This is a genomic window from Bradyrhizobium sp. SUTN9-2 (genome assembly GCF_003122645.1).
Classification (GTDB): domain Bacteria; phylum Pseudomonadota; class Alphaproteobacteria; order Rhizobiales; family Xanthobacteraceae; genus Bradyrhizobium; species Bradyrhizobium yuanmingense.
In genome coordinates, this window is record NZ_LAXE01000001.1 from 5,444,830 (window position 1) to 5,467,577 (window position 22,748).

Consider the following 22,748-nt stretch of genomic DNA (forward strand, 5'->3'; position numbering starts at 1 on the left):
ATCCATCGCATCGAGCCGATGGCGCGCCGACCACACCGTGGTCTCGGTCGGACCGTACAGGTTCCAGACTTCGCCGGCTTGCGCCACCAGCCGCCGCGCCAGATCCGGCGGCAGCGCCTCGCCGCCGCACAGCACCCGGCAGCTCGCCGGCAGCGCAGGGCCGTCATGATCGAGCAGCATCCGCCAGGTCGACGGCGTTGCCTGGATCAGGGACACGCCATGCCGCTCCACGATCGCCTTGAGCTTGGCAGGATCATGCGCGGCCGCGCGATCCGCCAGCACGACGCAGGCGCCAATCGTCAGCGGCAGCCACAGCTCAAGCACTGCGATGTCAAAGGACAGCGAGGTCAGGCCAAGCACCCGGTCGGCGGCCGTCATGCCGGGCTGCTCCGCCATGGTCGCGAGGAAGTTTGTCACGGCGTCGTGGCGAACCATCACGCCCTTGGGCAGACCGGTCGAGCCCGAAGTGTAGATCACATAGGCGAGGCTCTCACCGTGAACGGCGACATCGAGATTGGCGGCATCGCTGCCCTCGCCGTCCTGTCCATCAACGAGCCAGGCTTCTGCGCCAGTCTCCGCCAGTATGTCTGCGAACTGATCGTGCAATCCCTCTTGCGTCAGCACCAGCGCCGCGCCGCTGTCGCGCAGCATATGCGCCAGCCGCTCCGGCGGGTAATCCGGATCGAGCGGCAAATAGGCCCCGCCGGCTTTTAGCACCGCCAACAGCGCGACCAGCATCTCGACGCCGCGGTCGAGCGCCAGCCCGACCACGATTTCGGTCCCGACGCCGTGATCCCGCAATCGTCGCGCCAGCCGGTTGGCGCGCGCATTCAGCGCGGCATAGCTCAGCTCCGCCTCGCCGAACACCAGCGCGATCGCCTCAGGTGACTTCCGGACCTGTGCTTCAAATTGCTCGATCAACGACTGTCGCCGATCATGCGCCTGCGTCCGGTTCCACGTCTCCAGCAACAGCTGCCGCTCGTCGGGGGGCAAAATGTCGAGCTGCCGGACCGGCGCACGCGGCGCGCGATCCAGCGCATCGGCCAGTTGATCGAGTGCCTGCTGCATCATGGCGCAAATGCGATCGGCCGAGAACGGATGGACGATCTGGGCGGTCAGGCCAAGCGCCTGGCCATAATCCTCGACCGCCAGCATCAGGGGATAATTGGTGCGTTCCTCGCCCCCGAGCCATTCGATGCCGGTGCTCTCCCTGTTGGCAGCCAGATCCGCCGGCATTGCATTGTGCCGATAGTTCAGGACCGCGCTGAACAGAGGCGCAGGTGCCGTGACGCCGCTGCATCGCTGCGCGAGCGCCAGGGAGGCGTGCTCGTGTGCCATCAGTTCGGTCAGCCGGCGATGCGCATCACGAACGCTGTCCTCGACCGCAGCGTCACCAAGATCCAGCCGCAACGGCAAGGTGTTGATGAACAAGCCCATGGTGCGATCGCCGCCCGCGCCGGCGTGCATGCGGCCGAACAGGACGGTCCCGAACACCACGTGCTCGCGCCCGCTGGTTCGCGCCACCACCTGCCACCAGGCGAGATGGCAAAGGCTGGCGAGGCTGACGCCCAACCGCCGCGCCTGCACACGAAGCCTTGCGTTCAACCCTTCAGGCAGCATTCGCCGGGCTTCCACGACGCCACCGCCGTCGCCGTGCACCCGGTCCAGTCCAAACGGTGTGGTCGGCTCGTCGATGTCGGCGAGCATGCCGCGGAAGAAACGCTCATGCTCCACGGTCGCCGCCGATCCGCGCGCCTGTGCCACCAGATTCCGGAACGGATAAGGCGGCGGCAATTCGTGGCTCCGCCCGGACAGGATCTTCCCGACCTCGTCGTGCATCACTTCGAGCGTGGAGTGGTCGCCAATCAAATGATGCAGCAGGACCAAAAGCAGCCAGCGCTCTCCACCCGGATCGGCCGCGACCGCAAATCGCAAAAGCGGCGGCCGTCCGAGATCGATCCGATGCAAACGCGGATCGAATCGTCGCGCGAGCTGCTCATCCCCAGGGCCTTCGCCATCCAGCACGACCTCGTCGACGACCAAGGACGCCTGCCGCCAAACCACCTGTGCCGGCGTGGACAGTCCGCTCCACACGATAGACGTTCGCAGAATGTCGTGACGGGCGACCACCTGCCGGACCGCGTCGAGATAGCGATCGAGCAGGTCGCGGCTGGCAAATGCCATTCGGCCGACCAGCAGATAGGGATCGCCTTCCTTCGACAGCAGGTGGTGGAAGAGAATGCCATCCTGAAGTGGCGAGAGGCCGTAGACATCCTGGATGTTGGCGACGCCGCCAGGAACGTCGGCCACGATGCTGTCGATGTCGGATTGCGTCAACGTGATCAGCGGCAACAATTCCGGTGTGATCGCCGTCGTCTGCCGGGTGATCTGATTGACCGGAACGTCGGCTTCTACGCCGCCATCGAGGCTGGCGGCAAATTCCGCCAGCACCGGCTTCGCGAACAGCATGCGCGCATCCGCCCTCAGCGCATGCCGCTGCAATCGCTCCAGCATGCGCACTGCGAGCAGCGAGTGGCCGCCGAGCTCGAAGAAGTGGTCACTGCGTCCGATCCGATCGACGCCCAAGAGCTCGGCCCAGATATTTGCGACAATCTGCTCGACCTCGCCTCGCGGCGGTTCGAAACGGCGCCGCGCATATGCATCGTTCTCCGGCGCCGGCAGCGCCTTGCGGTCCACCTTGCCATTCGGCGTGAGCGGGAGTGCATCGAGACTTACGAACGCTGACGGCACCATGTAGTCCGGCAGACACGCACGCAGGTGATCGCGCAACGCGCTGGCAAGCTCTCCGCCATCGCGCCTTACGCCCCCCCTAGCGGCCACATAGGCGACCAGCCGCATGTCGCCGCCATGATTGCGCTGCACCAGCACGATTGAATCGGCAACGTCGGCGTGCTCGTTGAGCCGAAACTCGATTTCAGCGAGCTCGATACGAAAGCCACGGATCTTGACCTGGTGGTCGTTGCGGCCGAGAAACGCAATATTGCCGTCCGGGAGATAGCGGCCGAGATCGCCGGTGCGGTACATGCGTGCATCCGCATCGCCGCAGAAGGGATCGCGCACGAAGCGTTCCGCCGTCAGATCGGCGCGATTGAGATAACCGCGCGCGATGCCGACCCCTCCGATATGGATTTCACCGACCGCACCGAGCGGAACGGGCGCACCGAACCGGTCCAGAAGATAGATCCGCGCATTCGGCAGCGGTCGACCGATCGGAGCCGCGTCGCCATCAAAGCCCCGATGCCGCAACCAGCTCGTGGCGCAGACCGTTGCTTCCGTCGGCCCATAACCGTTGAAGACGGCAATATCAGGAGGCAATCCCTTGACCAGCTCGGCCCTGGGCAATTCACCGGCAAGAACGAGAACCCGCAACGAGGCGAGCCGTTCGAGATCGGTCCGCCCGTGCAGCATCGCCGGCGGCAAGGTCGCATGCGTGATCGCATTGTCCGCGAGATAGCCGAACAATGCCGCGGTGTCCTGATGCTCGCGCGTGCCGGCCAGAAACAGCGCGGCGCCCGAGCACAGGGCCATGACGATTTCCCAGATGCTGGCATCGAAGCTGAGCGAGGCAAACTGCACGACGCGACTGCTCGAATTGATGTTGAACAATGCCCGCTGCGCCAACGCCAAATTCACCAGGCCACGGTGCTCGACCATCACCCCCTTCGGCCGACCGGTCGAGCCGGACGTGTAGATGATGTAGGCGAGGCTTCGCGCAGTCAGGCCTTCGAGGAGAACACTCGGATCCGACGTCGCCAGCCCTGCGTCTGCGTCGGGGTCGACGATCTCGCAGGTCCCATCTGGAATGATCGCGCGTCCTGTGGCGTCTGCGATCAGCAGGCGCGGCCTGGCATCGTCGACAATCTGGCGTAGCCGCTCCGCAGGATAAGCGGGATCGAGCGGCAGATAGGCGCCGCCCGCCTTCAGCACGGCCAGCAGGCTCACCACCATTGCGATGCCCCGCGGCAGGCAGATCGCAACGGGCTGATCCGGCACCACTCCCAAGGTGATCAAGTGCCGCGCAAGCCTGTTCGCCCGCGCATCGAGCTCGCTATAGCTCAGACGAACGTCCTCGTATGCCAGCGCAATGGCGTCCGGCGCCCTTCTCACCTGCTCCGCAAACAGATCTTGAATGCAGCTTTCGGAGGGAAACGGCGTGGCCGTCTCGTTCCAAGTGTCGAGAACGCGCCTGCGCTCATCGGCACCAATGATATCGATCCGGTCGACCTCCTGGTCCGCATCGGAGATCATCGCCCGCAGCACGGTCAACAGATAGCCCCGATGGCGCGTGATCGTCGCTTCGTCGAATAGCGACGTCGCATAATTCAGGGAGCCGACAATGCGCCCGTCCATCTCGCCGAGATTGAGCTCGAGATCGAACTTGACCTGTTGCAGCGGAATATCAGCGACCTCGGCTTTGAGGCCGGGCAACTCGAGAGGCCCCCTCTCGTTGTTTTGCCAGGCGAACACGGCCTGGAAGACCGGTGTCTGCTCCGGCCGTCGCAGCGGTTGGACGATCTCGACGACCTGCTCGAACGGTAGGTCCTGATGATCCTGCGCCGCGAGCGCCGCCGCGCGCACGCGGCGGAGCAGTTCGGCCACGCTGGGCTCCGCCGAGAGATCAACGCGGACAGCCAGCATGTTGACGAAGAATCCGATCAGGCCCTCGATCTCCGGCCTATTTCGGTTGGCCGTCGGAGTCCCGATGACGATATCGGTCTGCGAGGAGAGTCTCGACAACACCACTGCCCAGGCCGCCAGCACCGTCATGAAAGCACTGGCGCCATGCGACTGACTCAGTCGCCTGATGCCGGAGGCCAGCTCCACATCGATCTCGATCGGCAGGGACGCCCCGGCGAGCGACCTGATTGGCGGACGCGGCCGATCCGTCGGCAATTCAAGCACGGCAGGAGCGTCCGCGAGTGCTTCTCGCCAATAGTCGACCTGCCGCTGCAAGCGTTCGCCCGACAGCCATTGCCGCTGCCAGACGGCATAGTCCGGATACTGGATTGCCAATGGCGGCAGAGGATCGTCCTTGCCGGCGGCGAATGCCCGGTAGAGAGCGCCGAGCTCGCGCATGAGCACGCCGATCGACCAGCCATCGGAGACGATGTGATGCTGGGTGAGCAAGAAGAGATGCTCTCCCTCCGCCATCCGGATCAGGCGACCGCGGACCAACGGTCCAGCGGCGAGATCGAACGGCGTCGCGGCCTCCTCGCGGCAGAGGCGCGCCAGCTCCTGCTCGCGAACGTCCCGGCTACTCAGATCATGTTCGAGCAGCGGCACACGCGCATCCGTGGGCAGCAGCACCACGCGCGGCTGTTCGTCCACTACGCGAAAGACGCTGCGCAGGGCTTCGTGGCGCGCGAACACACGGTCGATGCTGCAACGCAAGGCTTCGAGATCGAGCTCGCCCGTAAGCCGCAATGCTCCGCGAATGTGATAGCTGGAATTCGTACCATCGAGCTGCGCCAGCAGCCAGAGCCGCTGCTGCGCAAAGGACATTTCCAACGATCCGCTCCGCGCCACCACCGGAATGGCACTGGCGCCACTCCTGTCGGCACTCCGGCCGCGATCCCTGGCCAGCGCGACGAGCTTTCTCATCTGCTGGGGATCCAGATCGCGTAAGCTCGGCTTTGCCGTGTCAGCCATGCTCACTGCTCCGTTCCCACCAGTTCCTGGAGCTCTTCGGCATCGAATTCTTGCTCGATGAGCCTGATCGACACGACCCGGGCAAATGAGGCAAGATCGGGATGAGCGAACAGATCCGAGACCGCGATTGACACGCCGATCTCCTGCGACACCCGGCTCAGCACCCGCACTGCGAGCAAGGAATGTCCGCCGAGCTCGAAGAAGTGATCGTTGCGTCCGACCTGATCGACGTCGAGCAGCTCCGCCCAGATCCCAGCCAGCGCAAGCTCGATCTCGTCCTCGGGTGCCTCGTAGGTGCGACGCATCAACGCATCCTCGCCCGGCGCCGGCAGTGCACGCCGATCGATCTTACCGTTAGCGGTGAGCGGCAACTGCTCCAGCACCGTCACCGACGACGGCACCATGTAGTCAGGCAGAACGGCGGACAGTGCATCGCGCAAGGCGCGGCCCTCGAGCGACGGCCCGCCACTCGCATAGGCGAACAATTGGCGCCCGGTCCGGCCTTCGCCCGCCACAACGGCCGCCGCACGCACGCCACGCTGCTCGAGCAGACGCGCCTCGATCTCTCCGAGCTCGATACGGAAGCCGCGGATCTTCACCTGCTGGTCGGCGCGGCCGACATATTCAATCACGCCGTCGTCGCGCCAGCGCGCGAGATCGCCGGTGCGATAGAGGCGCGTGCCATCGACGCTGAACGGATCGGGGACGAACCGCTCCGCGGTCAGTGCAGCCCGGTTCAGATAGCCGCGGGCCTGGCCAACACCACCGATGAACAGCTCGCCGGTGACACCGACGGGAACGATATTGAGGTCGGAATCGAGAATGTGCGCCGACCTCGCACCGACGGGCCGCCCGATCGGTGCGGGCTGGCGAGGTGTCAGCGCCGCGGCGTCGACGATCCACGCCGTCGGTGCGATCACCGTCTCTGTCGGGCCGTAGGCATTGACCAGAAGATGGATATCGACGGCCTCGCGAAATGCCCTGACCCCGGTATCGGACCAGGCTTCGCCGCCGACGATACAGGCCCTGATCGCCAGCCTGCGCCCACCCTGCCGCAATGCCGCGCTCAATTGATCCGCATAGGCCGGCGGCAGGAAGATCGAGGTCACCGCATTGCGGGTCATCTCGCTGACGAGATCGTCAATCAGGAGACCGGGCTTCGAAGGCAGGACGAGCGAACCGCCCGTCATCAGCGGCACCAGCCATCGCTCGTGGGCGATGTCGAAATTGATCGATGCCGTCTGGAACTCGCGGTCACGCGAGGTCATGCGGTACAGCCGGCCGATGGCTTCGCAATGCATCGCCAGCGGTCCGCGCGCAACCGCCACGCCTTTCGGCGCGCCGGTCGACCCGGACGTGTAGATGACATAGGCCAGGCTGTCCGGATGGATTTCGATGTCGAGGTTCCCGCCGTCCTCGCCGGCGCGCGGCGATGGCTGGTCGATGCAGAGCGCCTCGACCCCGGCTTCGCGCAGCACCGGTGCAAGCGGCTCGAGCAGCGCGCCTTGCGTCAGGACCAGCGCCGCGCCGCCGTCACGCAGCATGTAGGCAAGCCGCTCGGCCGGATAATCCGGATCGAGCGGCAGATAGGCGCCTCCGGCCTTCAGAACCGCGAGCAACGCGATGATCATGTCCGGGCTTCGGCTCAAGGCAATGCCGACCAGCCGATCCGGACCGACGTTCCAGAGGCGAAGGCGTCGTGCGAGCGCGTTCGCACGCGCGTTCAACTCGCCATAGGAGATGCGCTGGTCGCCGCAGACGATGGCAATGGCAGACCGCGCCTGCGCGGCCTGTGCTTCGATATGCATCACGACGTCGGCGCAGGATGATGCGGAGGTCAGCCGCGCTGCGCCACTCCATTCGAGAGCTCGTCGCGCGTCCTGCTCGACTGCCGCAGAAAGATCACCGAGCGCACATTCCGAATTCGCCGCAATCCGTTCCAGCAGGGCGTGGAGAATGTCGCGAAGGCGCAGGATCGCCGCCTCGTCGACCCGGCTCCGGTCATAGTTGAATTCAATGTTCAGCCGATCGCCGGCGGCGAACACCGCGACCGCCAGCGCATAGTTCGTCGGCGTCACATGCGCCACACGTCCCAGCCGCGGACCACCTTCCCCGCCTCGCAGCACCCCCTCGTCGATCGGATAGTTTTCGAACACCAGGATACTGTCGAACAGCGGCTGCCCGGCACGGCCGGCGAGGCGCTGAATGTCGTAGAGCGGCGTCCAACCGTGCTCGCGCAGCGCCAAATTCTGTTCCTGCAACTGGCGCAGCCAATCGCCCACGATAGCTTGCGGGCTGGTCGCATCGACGATGGGAAGCGTGTTGATGAAGAGGCCCACCATCTCCTCTGAACCGGGCAATTCGGCCGGACGACCCGAGATGGTCACGCCGAAAGAGACCGCGGACTGCCCCGAATGACGCCGCAGCAGCTGCGCCCATGCCCCTTGTATGAGCGTGTTGAGTGTTACCCGTTCATGCTTTGCAAAGGACTTCAATCGCTCGGTCAACGCTGCGTCCACCGCAAGCCCGACGCTGGCATGGCCTTCGGCGAGGGATGTTTTGGGGGGCGTCAGTGTGTTCGCGAGCAATGTGGGCGCCTCAAGCCCTGCCAGAGCCTCGCGCCAGAACCTCTCGGCGCTCTCGCAATCGCGGCCCTGCAACCATGCAATGTAGTCGCGATAGCCGCCCTGCACGGCCGGCAGCGGGCGGCCGCTCGCCTGCTGCAACACCTCGGCCACTAGCCGGGCCGAGCTCCAACCATCGACGAAGATGTGATGATGGGTCCAGATCAGCCAGTGCCTCTCGTCGTCGAGACGGATCAGACGGATACGCTGAAGCGGCGGCTGCGAAATGTCGAAGCCCATCTCGCGCTCACGCCGGGATATCTCCGCCAGCGCGGCTTGCAGATCCGGAGGCGCGCTGCCGCGCCAGTCCTCCTCGACGAACGGCACCGTCACATGACGATGCACCATCTGCTGCGCTGCGCCCGACAGGTTCTGCCAGACAAACCCGGTCCGCAGGGCCGCATGCCGGTCGCTGACTATCTGCCACGCGGCTTTCAGCTTGCCCGCATCGACGCCGAACAGTTCGAGCCCGACCTGATTCACATAGGCGTCGTTGGCACCGCCGCGCAGCGCATGAAACAGCATGCCCTGCTGCATCGGCGAGAGCGGATAGATTTCCTCGATGCCGCGCAGATCCAGGTTCGCAGCCAACCGGTCGAGGTCGGCTTGAGCGAGCCCAGACAGCGGGACATCCGATGGCGTGAGGCCGAACGCTCCATTGCAGCAGTGGGTGATCAGTTCGCGCAGTGCGTCTTTGTAATGTGCGGCGAGCCGCTCGACCGTCGCGTCCCGGTAGCGCTTGCGTCCGTATCCGAGAGATAGTTCCAATCGGCCGTCACGCACGAGGCCAGTGATGTTCAGCCAGCCGCGCATGGGTGCCGTGGCGCTACGCGAGGGACCTGCACTCTCCGCTGCGAAGGAGAAGCGCTGGTTGGTGCCTATGTTGGCGTCGAAGCGGCCTAGATAGTTGAAGACGATCTGCGGCTCCGCCAATTGAGCCAGAGCATGGCGCTGCTGCTCGGAGCCGAGATGGCGCAACACGCCATAGCCGATCCCGCGATTCGGAATCGCGCGAAGCGTCTCCTTGACCGCCTTGATCAGCGACGCCTCGTCGCCTGCATCTTTCAGCCGGACCGGGAAGGCCGTCGTGAACCAGCCGACGGTGCGGGACACATCCGCATCTGGGAAGATCTCCTCGCGGCCGTGGCCTTCGAGCTCCACGGTGATCTCGTCGTGCTGGCTCCAGCGCGACACCGCGCGCACGAGACCGGCGAGCAGGAGATCGTTGGCCCCGGTCCGATAGGCAGCCGGCGCCTGTTCGAGGAGCTGCGACGTCAGATCGGCATCCAACACCAAGGACACCTCGCCGCCATCACCGACGCGATCGACATCGCCATGGTCGTCGTTGCATGGCAGGCGTGCGCCGGCGCCACGATCCAGCCAATACGGCAATTCGGCCGCGATCTCCGCCGTTGCCGCATAGGCATGCAGCCGCTCGCTCCACGAGGCAAAGGAGTCGCTCTTCGGCGGCAGCGCGACGGGACTGCCACGCTGCAGCTGGTCATAGGCCAACGCCAGGTCTTCCAGCAGGATACGCCAGGACACGCCATCGACGACGAGATGATGGATCGCAAGCAGCAAGCGTTGGCTACCATCCGCCAGGTCCATGCCGACCGCGCGCAGCAGCGGTCCGGAAGACAGTGAGAGGCTTTCCTGCGCGGCACGGGCGAGCGCCGTGATGTCCGTCGCGCCGCCGACGCCCGCGTGAATCCATAACAGTTCGGATGACGCCGGTGCCGGGCCCTGCTCCGCCCGCCAGGCGCCATCCACCTGCTTGAACCGCAAACGCAGCGCATCGTGATGGTCCGAGATGGCCGCAAGCGCGCGCCGCAGCGTCTCCCAATCGACCTGCATACGGGGCAGCAGCAGAACCGCCTGGTTCCAGTGATCCCGGTTGGCAATGTCCTCGGCGAAGAAGCGCGTCTGAATCGGCATCAGATGGGGCATGCCAGATGCGGTGTCGCCGACTGACGCCTTGGCCGCCGGTCTCTCCTTTTTGGTCGTCCCCGCCGATATCACGGCGACCGTCGCCAACCCGGCAATCGTCTGCCGGCTGAAGATCTGCTTCGGAGTGAGCCGGATGCCGCGCTTGCGCAAGCGGGCGATGATCTGCAGGCTCAGAATCGAATCGCCGCCGAGTTCGAAGAAATTGTCATTACGGCCGACGCGCTCGCGAACGAGCACCTCGCACCAGACCGCCGCGATGACAATTTCAATATGCCCCGCAGGCGCGGCATAGCCGGCCGACGCCCCCTCTTCGGCCGGTTCGGGCAAGGCGCGACGATCGACCTTTCCATTGGGCGTCAGCGGCAATTGCGCCAACATGACGATATGTGACGGAACCATATAGTCCGGCACGATTGCAGCCAGCTGTTGCTTGATCGCATCGGCCTGTGGAGCGGCGCCGCTCTCAGCCACGCAATAGGCGATCAGCTCCTGGCGCTCACTTTCACCGATGGCGCGTGAAACGACCACCGCGTCACCGATCCCCTGCAGCGCCTTGATAACGCGCGCGACCTCGCCCAACTCGATGCGATAGCCGCGCAACTTGATCTGGTCATCAGAACGACCCAGGAATATCAGCCGGCCCTCGCGGTCGCAGCGGACACGATCCCCGGTTCGGTAGAGGCGCCCGCCCGCGGCGCCGAACGGATCCGGCACGAAGCGTTCCGCGGTCAGGCCCGCCGCGCCGCGATAGCCCCGCGCCAGCCCAGCGCCGCCGACATAGAGCTCGCCAACGACTCCGATCGGCACCTCGTTCAAGGCGTCATCGAGGACATGGACGCGCAGATTGGCAAGAGGCAGACCGATCGGAACCGAACCGTCCCCGCGGCCTGCCGCGCACTCATGCGTCACCGCACCGACGGTCGTTTCCGTGGGCCCGTAATGATTCAGGATCCGGCATTCCGGCCGCAAACGCCGGACGTCGTCCAGCAGCGCGCCATCGCACGCCTCGCCGCCCAGGACGAGCGCGTCGCGGGGGAGCAGATCGGCCGAGTGCGAGGCCTGAAGCAGCCCTCGCAGATGGCTCGGCACGATCTTGAGAATGTCGACCTCGCCCTCGCGCATCGCTTGTGCAAACGCATCCGCGTCGAATACGGCCTCCGGTGACAGCAGATGCAGCGTGCCGCCGGATGCGAGCGCACCGAACAGGACAGTGTGGCCGAGGTCGGCCGCCACCGTCGAAACCATCGCCATGCTCGCCGACGGGCGCGGCTTCAGACGTTGCAGCAGAGCCTGGACATAATTGGCCAAGGCCCCGTGCGAGACGCTGACGCCCTTAGGCGCGCCGGTCGATCCGGAGGTATAGATGACGTAAGCGGTCTGCGTTGGATGAATGGTCGTGTCGAGCGGCAGGCTCGATACCTCGGCGCGCGCCGCTTCCGCCTCCGCGTCGAGCACCAGGCAGCCCAGCTCGCGCGCATCCGTCAATTTGTCGCCTGCCGCAAGCATGATGTCGATGCCGCCGTCGGTCAGGATACGGCGGACGCGCTCCAACGGCCATTTCGGATCGAGCGGGACATAAGAGCCGCCCGCCTTCAGCACACCGAGCAAGGCGACGACAAAGGCCGGAGAGCGCTCGATCCACAGCGCAACCGGTGTCTCGCGTGCCACGCCCTTCGCGATGAGGGCGTGTGCGATACGATTTGACCGCTGCTCGAGCGCCGCAAAGGTCAGTTGCCCCCGGCCGCATCGAATGGCGATGGCGGTCTGTCGATCGACTGTCGCCGCGCGATGAAGGCTCACCATATCGGCGAAGCCGAACGCCGCAGCCTCACTCGGCACGGTCTGCCGGTGTCCGTCGTCGATGACGAAGTCCGATATCTGCCGCTCGGCGTTGTCGGCGATCTGGCGCAGCATCGAACCGAATTGCGCCGCCAGCCGTGCAATGGTCGGACGATCGAATAGGTCGGTGGCGTAGTTGAACGTGACCTTCATCCCGACGCCATCGATGACGTCGAGGGCGAGATCGAAATGCGAACCAGCGAGATCGACAATGTCGACGTCGGCAGCGAGCCCCTCCACGCCGGAGAAACCGCCCGGCGCCGTCATGTAGTTGAACTTCGCCTGGAACAGGGGATTTTGCCCACCGCTGCGTTCGGGCTTGAGGCTGTCGACCAGCATTTCGAACGGAAGATCCTGGTGCGCCAGTGCCTCGACCACCGATTCCCTGACCTGACGCAACAGGCTCGTGAAGCTCGCTTCGGCGGTCATCTCGGCCCGCAGCACCAGCGTGTTGACGAAACATCCGATCAGTCGTTCGAGCTGCGTATGCCGGCGCCCGGCGACCGGCACGCCGACACGCAAATCACTCTGCCCGGTGTAGCGATGGAGCAGCGCGTAATATGCGCCGAGCAGCAGCATGAAGACGCTGACGCGCTGCTTGCCGGCGATCTCCCGGAGCCGGGACGCAAGCACGGCGTCGATGGCCAGACCGATCGTATCGCCGGCATGGCTCTGGATCGTCGGGCGCGGCCGATCATGCGGCAGCGCCAGCACCGGGTGAACATCGCCGAGCTTGGCGCGCCAATAGGCGAGCTGCCGATCGCCCTCGCCGCCCGCAAGCCAGCTTCGCTGCCAGGCCGCAAAATCAGCATATTGAATTGCCGGAACCGGCGGCACGCCTGCGCCTTGACCAGTACCGGCTCGATAGAGAGCGGCCAGCTCTTCGAGCAACACATCAAGCGACCTGCCATCGACGATGATGTGATGGGCCAGCAGCAGCAGTTCATACGCATCGTCCGCGAATTGAAGCAGCACGACGCGCAACAATGGCCCGTTCACGAGATCGAACGGCTTGCCGAGCTCTGATCGCCTGACCGTCTCCGCGCGCTCGGAGCGCTCCCGCACAGAATAGGCGCGGAGATCCTCGTGCCGAACGCCGATGCTCATGACATCGTGGACGAGCTGCGTCCCACGGCCGTCTCTGGCGATGAACGTGGTGCGCAATATCTCGTGACGACGGACGATCTCGCCGAAAGCACGCGAAAGCACTGCACGGTCGAGCCGTCCCTTCAGACCGATTGTGCTCGCAACGGTATAGGCTGTCCCAGCAGGATCCATGTTCCAGAGGAACCAGAGCCGCTCCTGTGCGTGCGACAGCATCGTGCGATCGGCCGCGACGGCCCATGGGATCGGCGGGAGCGCCCGGCCAGCGCCGGTGCCCGCCAAAACATCGATCCGGCCAGCGAAGGCCGCAAGCGCCGGCGCGTCGAAGAAGGTGCGCAGCTCCACTTCCACGTTCAGGCGGTCGCGGATCGCCGCGGCTACTTGGCCAGCCGCGATCGAGTTTCCGCCCAGCACAAAGAAATCGTCCTCGCGATGCACCGCCGCGACGCCAAGCGCCTCGCACCACATCGCAGCGACGGCGCGCTCGGTATCAGTCGCCGGCACCGTCAGGGATGCAGTGCCGCGGCGACGCCCTCTCTCGAACACCGCGAAGCTGTCGAGCGTGTTGTCGGCGAGACGCGTTGCGCAGGCCGACCGCTGCAGCTTGCCGCTCGTCGTCAGCGGCATCGCTTGCGGGTTCAGCAGAACGATCACGGCCGGATATTCCTGCGCCTGCCGGAGCACGGCTTCGCCGATCGCATGTGCGAGCGCTTCCGGATTGCTACGCTTGAGCACGGCGCGGCTGAACTCCGCCGCCACTCCGATGGCTTCACGCCCCTCGACCTCAATGGGAAAGGCGGCAACCCGTCCGCTGCGGACGGATTCGACCTCGGCTTCGACCGCCTGCTCAACATCCGTCGGATAGACGTTCTGCCCGCGAACGATCAGCAGGTCCTTGAGACGACCGGCCACCACGAGTGCGCCGTCGCGAAGGAAGCCGATGTCGCCGGTCCGCAGCCAACGCGCACCATCTCGCTCGACGAAGGCTTGATGCGTGGCCTCGACATTGTTCCAGTAGCCGAGCGCGACACTGGGACCAGTGACCCAGATCTCGCCCACCTCATTCGCCTCGGCCACCGCCGATTCGTCGACACGCATGATGCGCATGGCGTGACCAGCGGCGGTTCGACCGCATGCCACGAGGTCCGTGCCTTCGCTGGCGCTCGCGATGCGGCCGGCGGCAAGTTCCGCGGTGTCGAGCGTGTAGCTGACGGTCTCGGCGGTGATGTCGCCGGCCGTGACCAGCAGCGTCGCCTCCGCAAGTCCATAGCAAGCCGTCAACGCCCGTCGATCGAACCCGGCCCGCGCAAACCGGTCGCCAAATTTCTCGAAGGTGGTGCGGCGGACGAACTCCGAGCCCGAGAACGCAAACCTCCACCGGCTGAGGTCGAGCCGACGGATGGTCTCTTCCGAGATGCGGTCGGTGCAGAGTGAGTACGCGAAGTCGGGGCCACCGCTCAACGTGCCGCCGTGACGGTCGATGGCCTCGAGCCAGCGCCGTGGCCGCTCCAGGAAGTTCCGTGGCGACATCAGGACGCCGGTAAAGCCCGTGAACAGCGGGTTCAGAAGTCCGCCGATCAGCCCCATGTCGTGATAGAGCGGCAGCCAGCTCACAAACACGTCGTCCGGCGTTCCGCCACAAACCGCTTCGATGGCACGCTCGTTGGCCGCCAGATTGCCGTGAGAGACGCAAACGCCCTTCGGCTGCGAGGTCGAGCCGGATGTGTACTGGAGGAACGCGATCCCATCGGCCGCAGGCCCCGTCTCGCGCCAGTCCGCCGCGAGATCGGGCGAAATCGTGTCCACCGCAACGATCTGCACGTCGGCGAGCTCGGGCAATGCCGCCTCGATGAGGCCGCGCAGCCCCGTCTCCACCAGGATGAAGCGCGGCGCGGCATCCCGCAGGATACCGTTCAGTCGTCCTGCATAGCGCTCGGGACCGCCCTCAGGCGGATACGCCGGCACGGCGACTACGCCCGAATACAGGCAGGCATAGAATGCGACGGCATAGTTGATCCCGCTCGGAAGCAGAATCACCGCCCGTTCGCCCGCACCGCCCATCTGCTGAAACCATGCCGCAAGCGCCCTGATCCGAGCGTCCAGCGCGGCAAACGTCAGCTCGTCGGCGACGTCGTCGCCCTCCAGGAATCGCAACGCCACCTTCTCCGGTCGCAAGGCGGCATGCTCTCGCAAGCGTTCGACGAGGTCGGATCTGTCCATGTTCTCAAATTCCTGTCCGGCCGCGCGCCGGAAATCCCCGCCGCCCGAATGAGACGTGCCGCTGATCACCCTTGCCGATGAGCTTCCGCCATGGCGACGATCACCTTGCGCGGACCCCTGAACGGGGCCCGCGCGTGCGCGGTGAGCATGTTGTCGAGCATCACGACGTCCCCAGCCTGCCAGGGAAAGCTGATCTTGTGCCTCTCCAGAACGGTCCGGACCGTTGACAATGTTTCGTCCTCGATCGTCGAACCGTCGCCATAGAAGACGTTGCGCGGTAGATCGGCTTCGTCCTCGACCACGTCGAACAGACTCTCGCGCACCTCCGGCTCGAGATTGGAGACATGGAACAGATGCGCCTGGTTGAACCAGACCCACTCCTTCGTGACCGGGTGCTGCGCCGTGCCCTGACAGACCTGGCGCGTACGGAGTTCGCCATCTTCCTTCCACTCGCATTCGATGTCGTGGCGAGCGCAGTAAGCTTCCACCTCCGATCTGGAGTCGGTGCCGAACACCTGCTGCCAATCGACGTCGAGCCCGTTGCCGTAGTTCCGCACATACATCACGCCCTTCTCGGCGAACCGCTCGCGAATGGCCGGCGGCATGTCGCGATAGATGGCGCGGCTGTCGGCGATCGGCGTCTCGCCGCCTTCCAGCGCCGGCTGCATGCAGTAGAACCAGATCTTCATCGGCCAATCGCGGGTATAGGCCTGCTCGTTGTGCAGCGGGATATGCTGGTGCGGCGGATACTCCGTGGACGTGTAGACGCCTGAGGTCACCTGCGAACGCGGCGTCGACCCGAACTCGTAGGTCAGCAGCGGGTGGCCGAAATCGGCCGCGAAGGCTCGAAACGCATCGGGACCATCGAGCGCGAAATCGCGAAACACGATGCCGCCGCTGTCGGTGAGGTACCGGTCGATCGTTGCACGCAGCATGGGAAGGGATTCGCCGAGCGGCTGCCCGGCCTCACCTGCCCTAAGCAGCATGGGAAGAGCCTTGCCCTCAATGAGTGGCTGGACGGAGAACGCGCTCATGATCCTCGCTCCGATGCAAACCGGTCGATCGCCCCGATTGCCGGGCCAGCGCCCAGCCGATCCGGTCGATCAGTTCGGCCTGCTGTGTGTGAATGAAGAAGTGATGCCCGGGCAGAATATCGAGCGTGAATGCCGCCGAGGTCTCCAGCCGCCAAGCCTCGAGTGCTTCGCGGCTGGTCTCGTCGTCCGCTCCGCCAAAAACGTGTACGGGGCACGGCAATGGACGCCGCGGCCGGTAGGCATAGGCTCCGCACATCAGAAAATCTGCGCGCAGTACCGGCAGCGCGGATCGCATCAACTCGGCATTCGACAGCGCCTCGTCGGGTGTGCCCTGAAGATCACGCAGCTCCTGCATCAGCGCCTGGTCGCTCAGGGGATGGCGCCACTTGCTGCCGTCCCGCACCGCCGGCGCTTCCGCACCCGAGGCGAAGAGAATGGCCGGCGCAGGCACTCCGTTATCGAGCAGGCCATGTGCGAGCTCGAACGCGATCACGGCACCGAGGCTGTGCCCGAATAGTGCGTAGGGCCCGTCGAGCTGCGCGGCGAGTTCACCAGCCAGCTGTGCCGCCAGCACGCGCGGATCGGTCGCCAGCGGCTCGTCCATGCGCGCACCGCGGCCGGGCCATTCCACCGGCCGAACGTCGATCCATGACGGCAGCAGCCTGCGCCACCGTGCATAGAACATGGCACTGCCGCCGGAATAAGGCAGACAAAGAAGCCGCATCGGACGACCAGACTTCGCTGACTACGTCGTCTGCTGAGGCGACGCGCCGTCCATGAACTTGCGCAAGCTGAGCGGGCGCATGTCGGTCCACACCTGCTCGATATGGTCGAGACATTCCTTCTTGCTGCCGGACTTGCCCACCGCCTTCCAGCCGGCCGGAATCTCCTTGAACGTCGGCCAGATGGAGTATTGCTCTTCGTGATTGACGACGACGGTGAAGGTGACGTCGTCTCTGTCGAACACCATCATGGCGCGATCCCCTTTTCGGAAAGCGAAAGCAGAGACGTTTGACTAGGTGAGAAGCCGACGAGGGTCAAAGCAATATCGACGCGACTTTTTGTAAGACCTCAAAATTGGCGACGGGCGGACACAATGCAACCTCCGCGCTTGCGCGCCAATACGCGGAAAACTATTGGGATTTCAGGACGCGACGAAGATTGCTGCAATTCTAACTGCGCAAGGAGGAACTTTTCCGATGTGGCATGATGGTGCGATTTTATCGCGGTGGTGTTTCATGACACTGTCATCAATCGCGACAAGTGCAGCTTGCTGATTATGGACCAACGAAAAACCGCCGCGGACCAGATCCACGGCGGTGCGCATCGGGAGTACCAAGGACCAGCGTTCAGAAATTGAACGTCGTCGACAGGAGGTAGGTGCGCGGCGCGCCGAGTGATACCGCGCTACTCACCGTGCGATAGGAATTCCAGTACGCCTCGTTGAACACGTTCTCCACGCTGGCGCGAACAACAATCGGCTTACCGTTCCAAGGCGATAGGAATGTGTAGCGTGCGCCAAGGTCGACTCGCGTCCACGCAGGAAGCTCCTGCGTATTCGCATCGTTGGCGTAGCTTTCGCTAGTGTAGATGACCCGGCCGGTCATAGTCAGTCCCGGCAGGAACGGGGTGTCCCACTCGGCGCCGAGGTTCAAGTTAACCGCCGACACGCCGACGGGAACCTTGCCATTGTAGTTGACGATGATCGATCCGACGGAGACCGCCTGCCTGACGACCTCGCCGTCAATGAAGGTCACACCACCCAGCACCCGGAACGTCGGGGTCACCTCCCCGAAGGTGAACAGTTCGAAGCCCCGATTGCGCTGCTCGCCAGAAAGTCGCCTCGCAGGTAGGGTTTGCCCCGGCACTGCGACCGAAATAATGTTCGGACTGGTGATGTCAAATGCGCTGGCAGTAAAGCCGATCCGGCCCATATCGACCTTCATGCCGACTTCCTTCTGCTTGGTCTGAGCAGGAGGAATGATCTCGCCAACGTTCGAATACGACGTGGCGCCGACAACGACTTCGGGCGCCTTAAGGCCTTCGATGTAGTTTGCGTAAAGGGAGATGTTCTCCACCGGCTTGACGATGACCGCATAGCCGGGACTCCAGGTCGGAACGTCGACACTCGATTTGGCAGAGGTCAGCAGGTTCACGCTGTCTACGCCAGCTGTCTGCCGCCTCGCCCCGACAACAAACTGAAGCCTGTTGTTGAACATCGACATCGTATCAGCGATACCGACACTGGTAAGCTTGGTTCGCGTCTCCAGATTCTGGGCGACGGTAGCGAAGTTGGGATAAGGGATCGGAACCGGATTGTACAAGTTTGAATTGATCGCAGCGCCTGCCCTGCCGAACGAACTGTAATCTCGCTCGAAAGCCGAGTAGTTCACAGTCAAGAGATGATTGATGGGGCCGGTATCCACCGAGGCTCGCAGCCCGACCTCACCTGTATAATTGTCATAAACATCGCGCCCGCTGAATGGAACGGCCGTCCAGTTGCCGTTCGCGTTCGTGATGCGCGGCGATGGATAGACGTAGGCGATCTCGCTCTTGTGATATCCAGCCGCACCGTACGCCGTCACCGACTCCGTTAAATCGACTTCACCGCGCGTCATGGCAAACGCGTCTTTCGGTTTCCATGTCGCCCATTCCGGCATGTAATTGGCGCCGGGCTTCGGAAGGGCGGGAACTGGGATGGTGGTCGCGAACGGAGGACTGGTGGTAAACGTCAGGAACCGCAGCGGCGGCTTCAGATCATCAGCCTGATAACCGATATCCGTTGAAAAGCGCACGCGTTCACCCCGGTAGTCCAGATTGAGCACGGCGTTGCCGAACTGATCGGTCTGCCGATCATACGCAGTCGAGCCGCCCCGCGCCTCACCATTGAACCGGACGCCCCATTCTTTATGTTCGCCGTATCGACGGCTCACATCGGTTTGCAGTCCGAACTGAGACCTTGATATGTAAAGTGCAGTGAGTTGCGTGATGTCGAAGTCAGGTGCGCGCTTAGTCACCAAGTTAATGCTACCACCATTGGCACCTGCAGGCGGCATGCCGCCGAGAAGCACGCCCGGTCCCTTCAGAACCTCGACGCGCTCAAGGAAATTCGCTGACGTGGAATAGAACGGCGCCATTCCATAGAGGCCATTCATGGCGTAGTCGCCACTGTCGTGGTAGAAGCCCCTGATGTAGACACCATCGATGCCATTGCCGGCAGGCGTCTTCACCCGGACCGAGGGATCGTTGAACAGCACATCGCCGACGGTACGCGCCTGCTGATTCTTGATCAGCTCCGCCGTATAGCTCGTCTGGTTGAACGGCGTGTTCATCACGCCGCGATTGCCGAGCAGACCGAGACTCCCGCCGGTTGCAACCTGGCCGCCTGCGTAGGCGGGCGGCACCGTGCCGACCGTTCCGGTCGAGGGCACCACATAGGGAACGGGTGCAGCCTGGCGCGGAGGCGCCGCGGCGACTGATCGCTGTCCACGCGAGGCGCGCGTCGACTGTGATCTCTGGACCGGCTGACGAACTCTTGGCTTGGGGGCATCCACGGTCACGGGCGGCAGATTGGATTGCGCAACCGCATGCTGAAGGTCACCCGAAGATTCCATCGACAGTGCGAGATAACTCACCGCGCCCAACGATAGTGTACGCACGATTTTCCTGGCCGAGAGTTCACGCGTCATTCCTGCGCCCCAATTCCACTTGCAAGCACGTCCCCGTCGCTTCCTAACATACGACGGTGCTGCGAGAAGGAATTGGGACCTAGAAATTATCTAAGGTTGCACGACGAAACCGTCGTGATCGGAGAAGCGATTTCCTGCTTCGAACTTCACTGCAAATTTTCGAAAGCTTCTAGTTTCAAATCGTTCTAAGCGCCGATCCAACATGTGACATGCAGGCGATACGCTGTCACTCCGTCCGGAATTCTCTATTTAGCCAAGCAGGTTGCGTATGGTGCGCACGAATATTCTTGCACCAATTTCTATCAACTGATCCGGAAAGTCGTAGTTCGACTCATGCAGCCCGGGATGCTCTTTGCCGGCTCCCAGGAAAAACATCGCCGACTTCGAACGGGAGCCAAAACGTCCGAAGTCCTCGGAGCCACGCAGTGGAAGGCCCTCCGCCGAATGTCGCACCCCCTCTGCGTCCAGCGCGCTTCTAAGCTGGGCAACAGCATCGACGTCGTTTGCGCAATGATTGAAGACGTCGCGATAAGCGATTTCCGTGCTCAGCCCCTCGCCGGCCGTCACGCGCCGAACCAAGTCTTCCGCCTCCAGGCGGAGCCGTTCCATCATCATGTCGGTGCATGTTCTCAGTGTCGCCCACAATTCGCCGAAGCCCGGCGCGATACCGAACGCAGGCTCCCCAAGTCTTGCGTGGGTGACCGTCAGCATTGAGAAGTCGTCGTCTAGCTCCGTCCCGCGCCCGAGCGCGGGTATCTCCAGCAGAAGCCTGGCGAGCGCGTCTTTCGGGGAGATACCGAGCGCCGGATTCGACGCGTGCGTCGTTCGTCCTGATAATCTGATCTGCATTCCTTGCGAGGCGCAATTCACCAAACCTTCGGCAAGAGAGACCTGTCCAAGACCGAGGCCGGGAAGGTTATGCAGCGCGAAGACAAAGTCGGGCCGCACCTGCTCAAACTTCGCGTCAGCCAGAACGGCGGCCGCACCGGACCCGTCCTCCTCGGCCGGCTGAAACAGGAGCGCTACGCGACCTCGGCTTGGACGTTGCTGGCTCAGATTTTGCGCTACGGCCGCCAGAATTGCCATATGACCATCATGACCGCAGAGATGGGCCTTTCCTGCTATCAGCGATCGATGCTTGAGTTCTGATTTTTCTTGAATCGGCAGTGCATCCAGTTCGGCCCGAAGCATGATCGTCGGGCCAGACTCACGTCCATCATAGATTCCAAGCACGCCGTGACCACCGAGGCCCGAAACGATCCTGTCGGCACCCGCCGCCTGAAGACGGGCCCGCACGGCTTCCGCGGTTTTTGCCTCTTGCCCCGACAGTTCTGGCACGGCGTGAAGATGGCGTCGCCATGTCACCAATTCATTCAGATCGTTCTCGGTCAGGAACATTGGGCTTCTTTCTCACTCATGACCGGCGGCGAAACGCCTGTTGTAGTCGCTGCACTGCTCTCGTCAATTCGATCGCGCGGAAGCCGAGCTCAGTATCACGCCTCAGACCGTCTGCTCAAATTTGCAGTCGATAGATTTTTGTGCATCTCCCGGTGCACACATCGTGCACACGCCGCCCCTTAGCCGATTGAAAATATTGAGCTCTCGCTCCAATCCATCATGGGCGCCGTAGAGAGCTTTCCATCGTGCGAGCCTGCGGCCGACGCCTTCGTCAGCGCGGCACGACGGCCGTCGCCTCGATCTCGACACGCGAGGATGGCTCGACGAGACGCACGATCTGCACCAGCGCCATGCTGGGGTAATGGGTGCCAATGACCTCGCGATAGACTTTGCCGAGCGCCTTCAGGTTCGACACATATTCGTCCATATCCACGACGTACCAGGTCAGGCGCACGAGATGGTCCGGCCGCGCGCCGCCCTCTGCCAGGATCGCGACGATGTTTTCGAGCGTCTGGCGGACCTGCGCAACGAGTCCGTCGGCAAATCGCCCGGCTGCGTCCCAACCGACCACACCACCCGTCACGATGAGTCGTCCTTCAGCCATGACGCCGTTCGCATACCCCTTCGGCTGCGGCCAGCCGCTGGGCTGAAGCAGTTGCAGACCACGCGTCGCGGGAACTTCCGGCTTGCTGATCGTGCTCATGCGTCGCTCTCAATCCTCTCAGCGCGGCTTCAACAGCTCGCGTGCGACAATCAATTTCTGGACCTCGGTCGCGCCCTCGTAGATGCGCAGCGCGCGGATTTCGCGGTAGAGACTTTCGACGACCTCTCCCTTGCGCACGCCGCGGCCGCCGAACATCTGGACGGCACGGTCGATGACGCGCTGCGCGGTCTCGGTGGCGGTCAGCTTCGCCATGGCAGCTTCGCGCGTCGTCGGAAGCTTCTGCACATCGCGGCGCCAGGCCGCGCGGTAGGTCAGCAACGCCGCGGCATCGGTGTCGGTCGCCATGTCGCCGAGCGCGGCCTGGGTCAGTTGAAGATCCCCCAGCGTCGCACCGAACATGTTTCGGCTGCGGACATGCGACAATGCCTCGTCGAGCGCGCGACGGGCAAAGCCGAGGGCTGCGGCGGCGACCGATGCGCGGAAAATGTCCAGCGTCTGCATCGCGAGCTTGAACCCGCCCCCGGGCGCGCCGAGCCTACGGCTCGCGGGAATCCGGCAA

At 63.9% G+C, this 22,748-nt stretch carries 9 protein-coding genes; all 9 read right to left on the reverse strand.

The genetic code is table 11. The features are described from left to right. Positions 1-5,670, reverse strand: a 5,670-nt coding sequence (locus tag XF30_RS25325; protein ID WP_109144165.1) for a non-ribosomal peptide synthetase, incomplete at its 3' end; no start/stop codon positions are given. 2 nt (positions 5,671-5,672) lie between these two features. After that, the gene (locus XF30_RS25330; RefSeq protein ID WP_109145843.1) at positions 5,673-15,404 is read right to left on the reverse strand and encodes a non-ribosomal peptide synthetase; all 9,732 of its coding nucleotides are present in this window, start codon (positions 15,402-15,404) and stop codon (positions 5,673-5,675) included. Between the two features lie 65 nt (positions 15,405-15,469). Beyond that, complete coding sequence (locus tag XF30_RS25335) at positions 15,470-16,438, reverse strand: TauD/TfdA family dioxygenase (protein WP_109144166.1); 969 nt, start codon at positions 16,436-16,438, stop codon at positions 15,470-15,472. After that, positions 16,407-17,162 carry a thioesterase II family protein gene (locus tag XF30_RS25340; protein WP_109144167.1) on the reverse strand — a complete coding sequence of 252 codons (756 nt, stop codon included), beginning with the start codon at positions 17,160-17,162 and terminating at the stop codon, positions 16,407-16,409. The genes XF30_RS25335 and XF30_RS25340 overlap by 32 nt, the downstream gene beginning before the upstream one ends. Positions 17,163-17,183: 21 nt before the next feature. Then, entirely contained in the window at positions 17,184-17,411 is a 228-nt protein-coding gene (locus XF30_RS25345) for an MbtH family protein (RefSeq protein WP_036013449.1), read from the reverse strand. A gap of 376 nt (positions 17,412-17,787) precedes the next feature. Beyond that, positions 17,788-20,127 carry a TonB-dependent receptor gene (locus tag XF30_RS25350; protein ID WP_109144168.1) on the reverse strand — a complete coding sequence of 780 codons (2,340 nt, stop codon included), beginning with the start codon at positions 20,125-20,127 and terminating at the stop codon, positions 17,788-17,790. 249 nt (positions 20,128-20,376) lie between these two features. Then, complete coding sequence (locus tag XF30_RS25355; RefSeq protein ID WP_036023850.1) at positions 20,377-21,525, reverse strand: amidohydrolase; 1,149 nt, start codon at positions 21,523-21,525, stop codon at positions 20,377-20,379. Positions 21,526-21,796: 271 nt separating this feature from the next. After that, positions 21,797-22,228 (reverse strand): RidA family protein, encoded by a 432-nt coding sequence (locus XF30_RS25360; protein WP_109144169.1) that lies wholly within the window; start codon positions 22,226-22,228, stop codon positions 21,797-21,799. 18 nt (positions 22,229-22,246) lie between these two features. Continuing rightward, the coding region (locus XF30_RS25365) for an acyl-CoA dehydrogenase family protein (RefSeq protein WP_283811151.1) at positions 22,247-22,748 on the reverse strand (502 nt) is incomplete at its 5' end.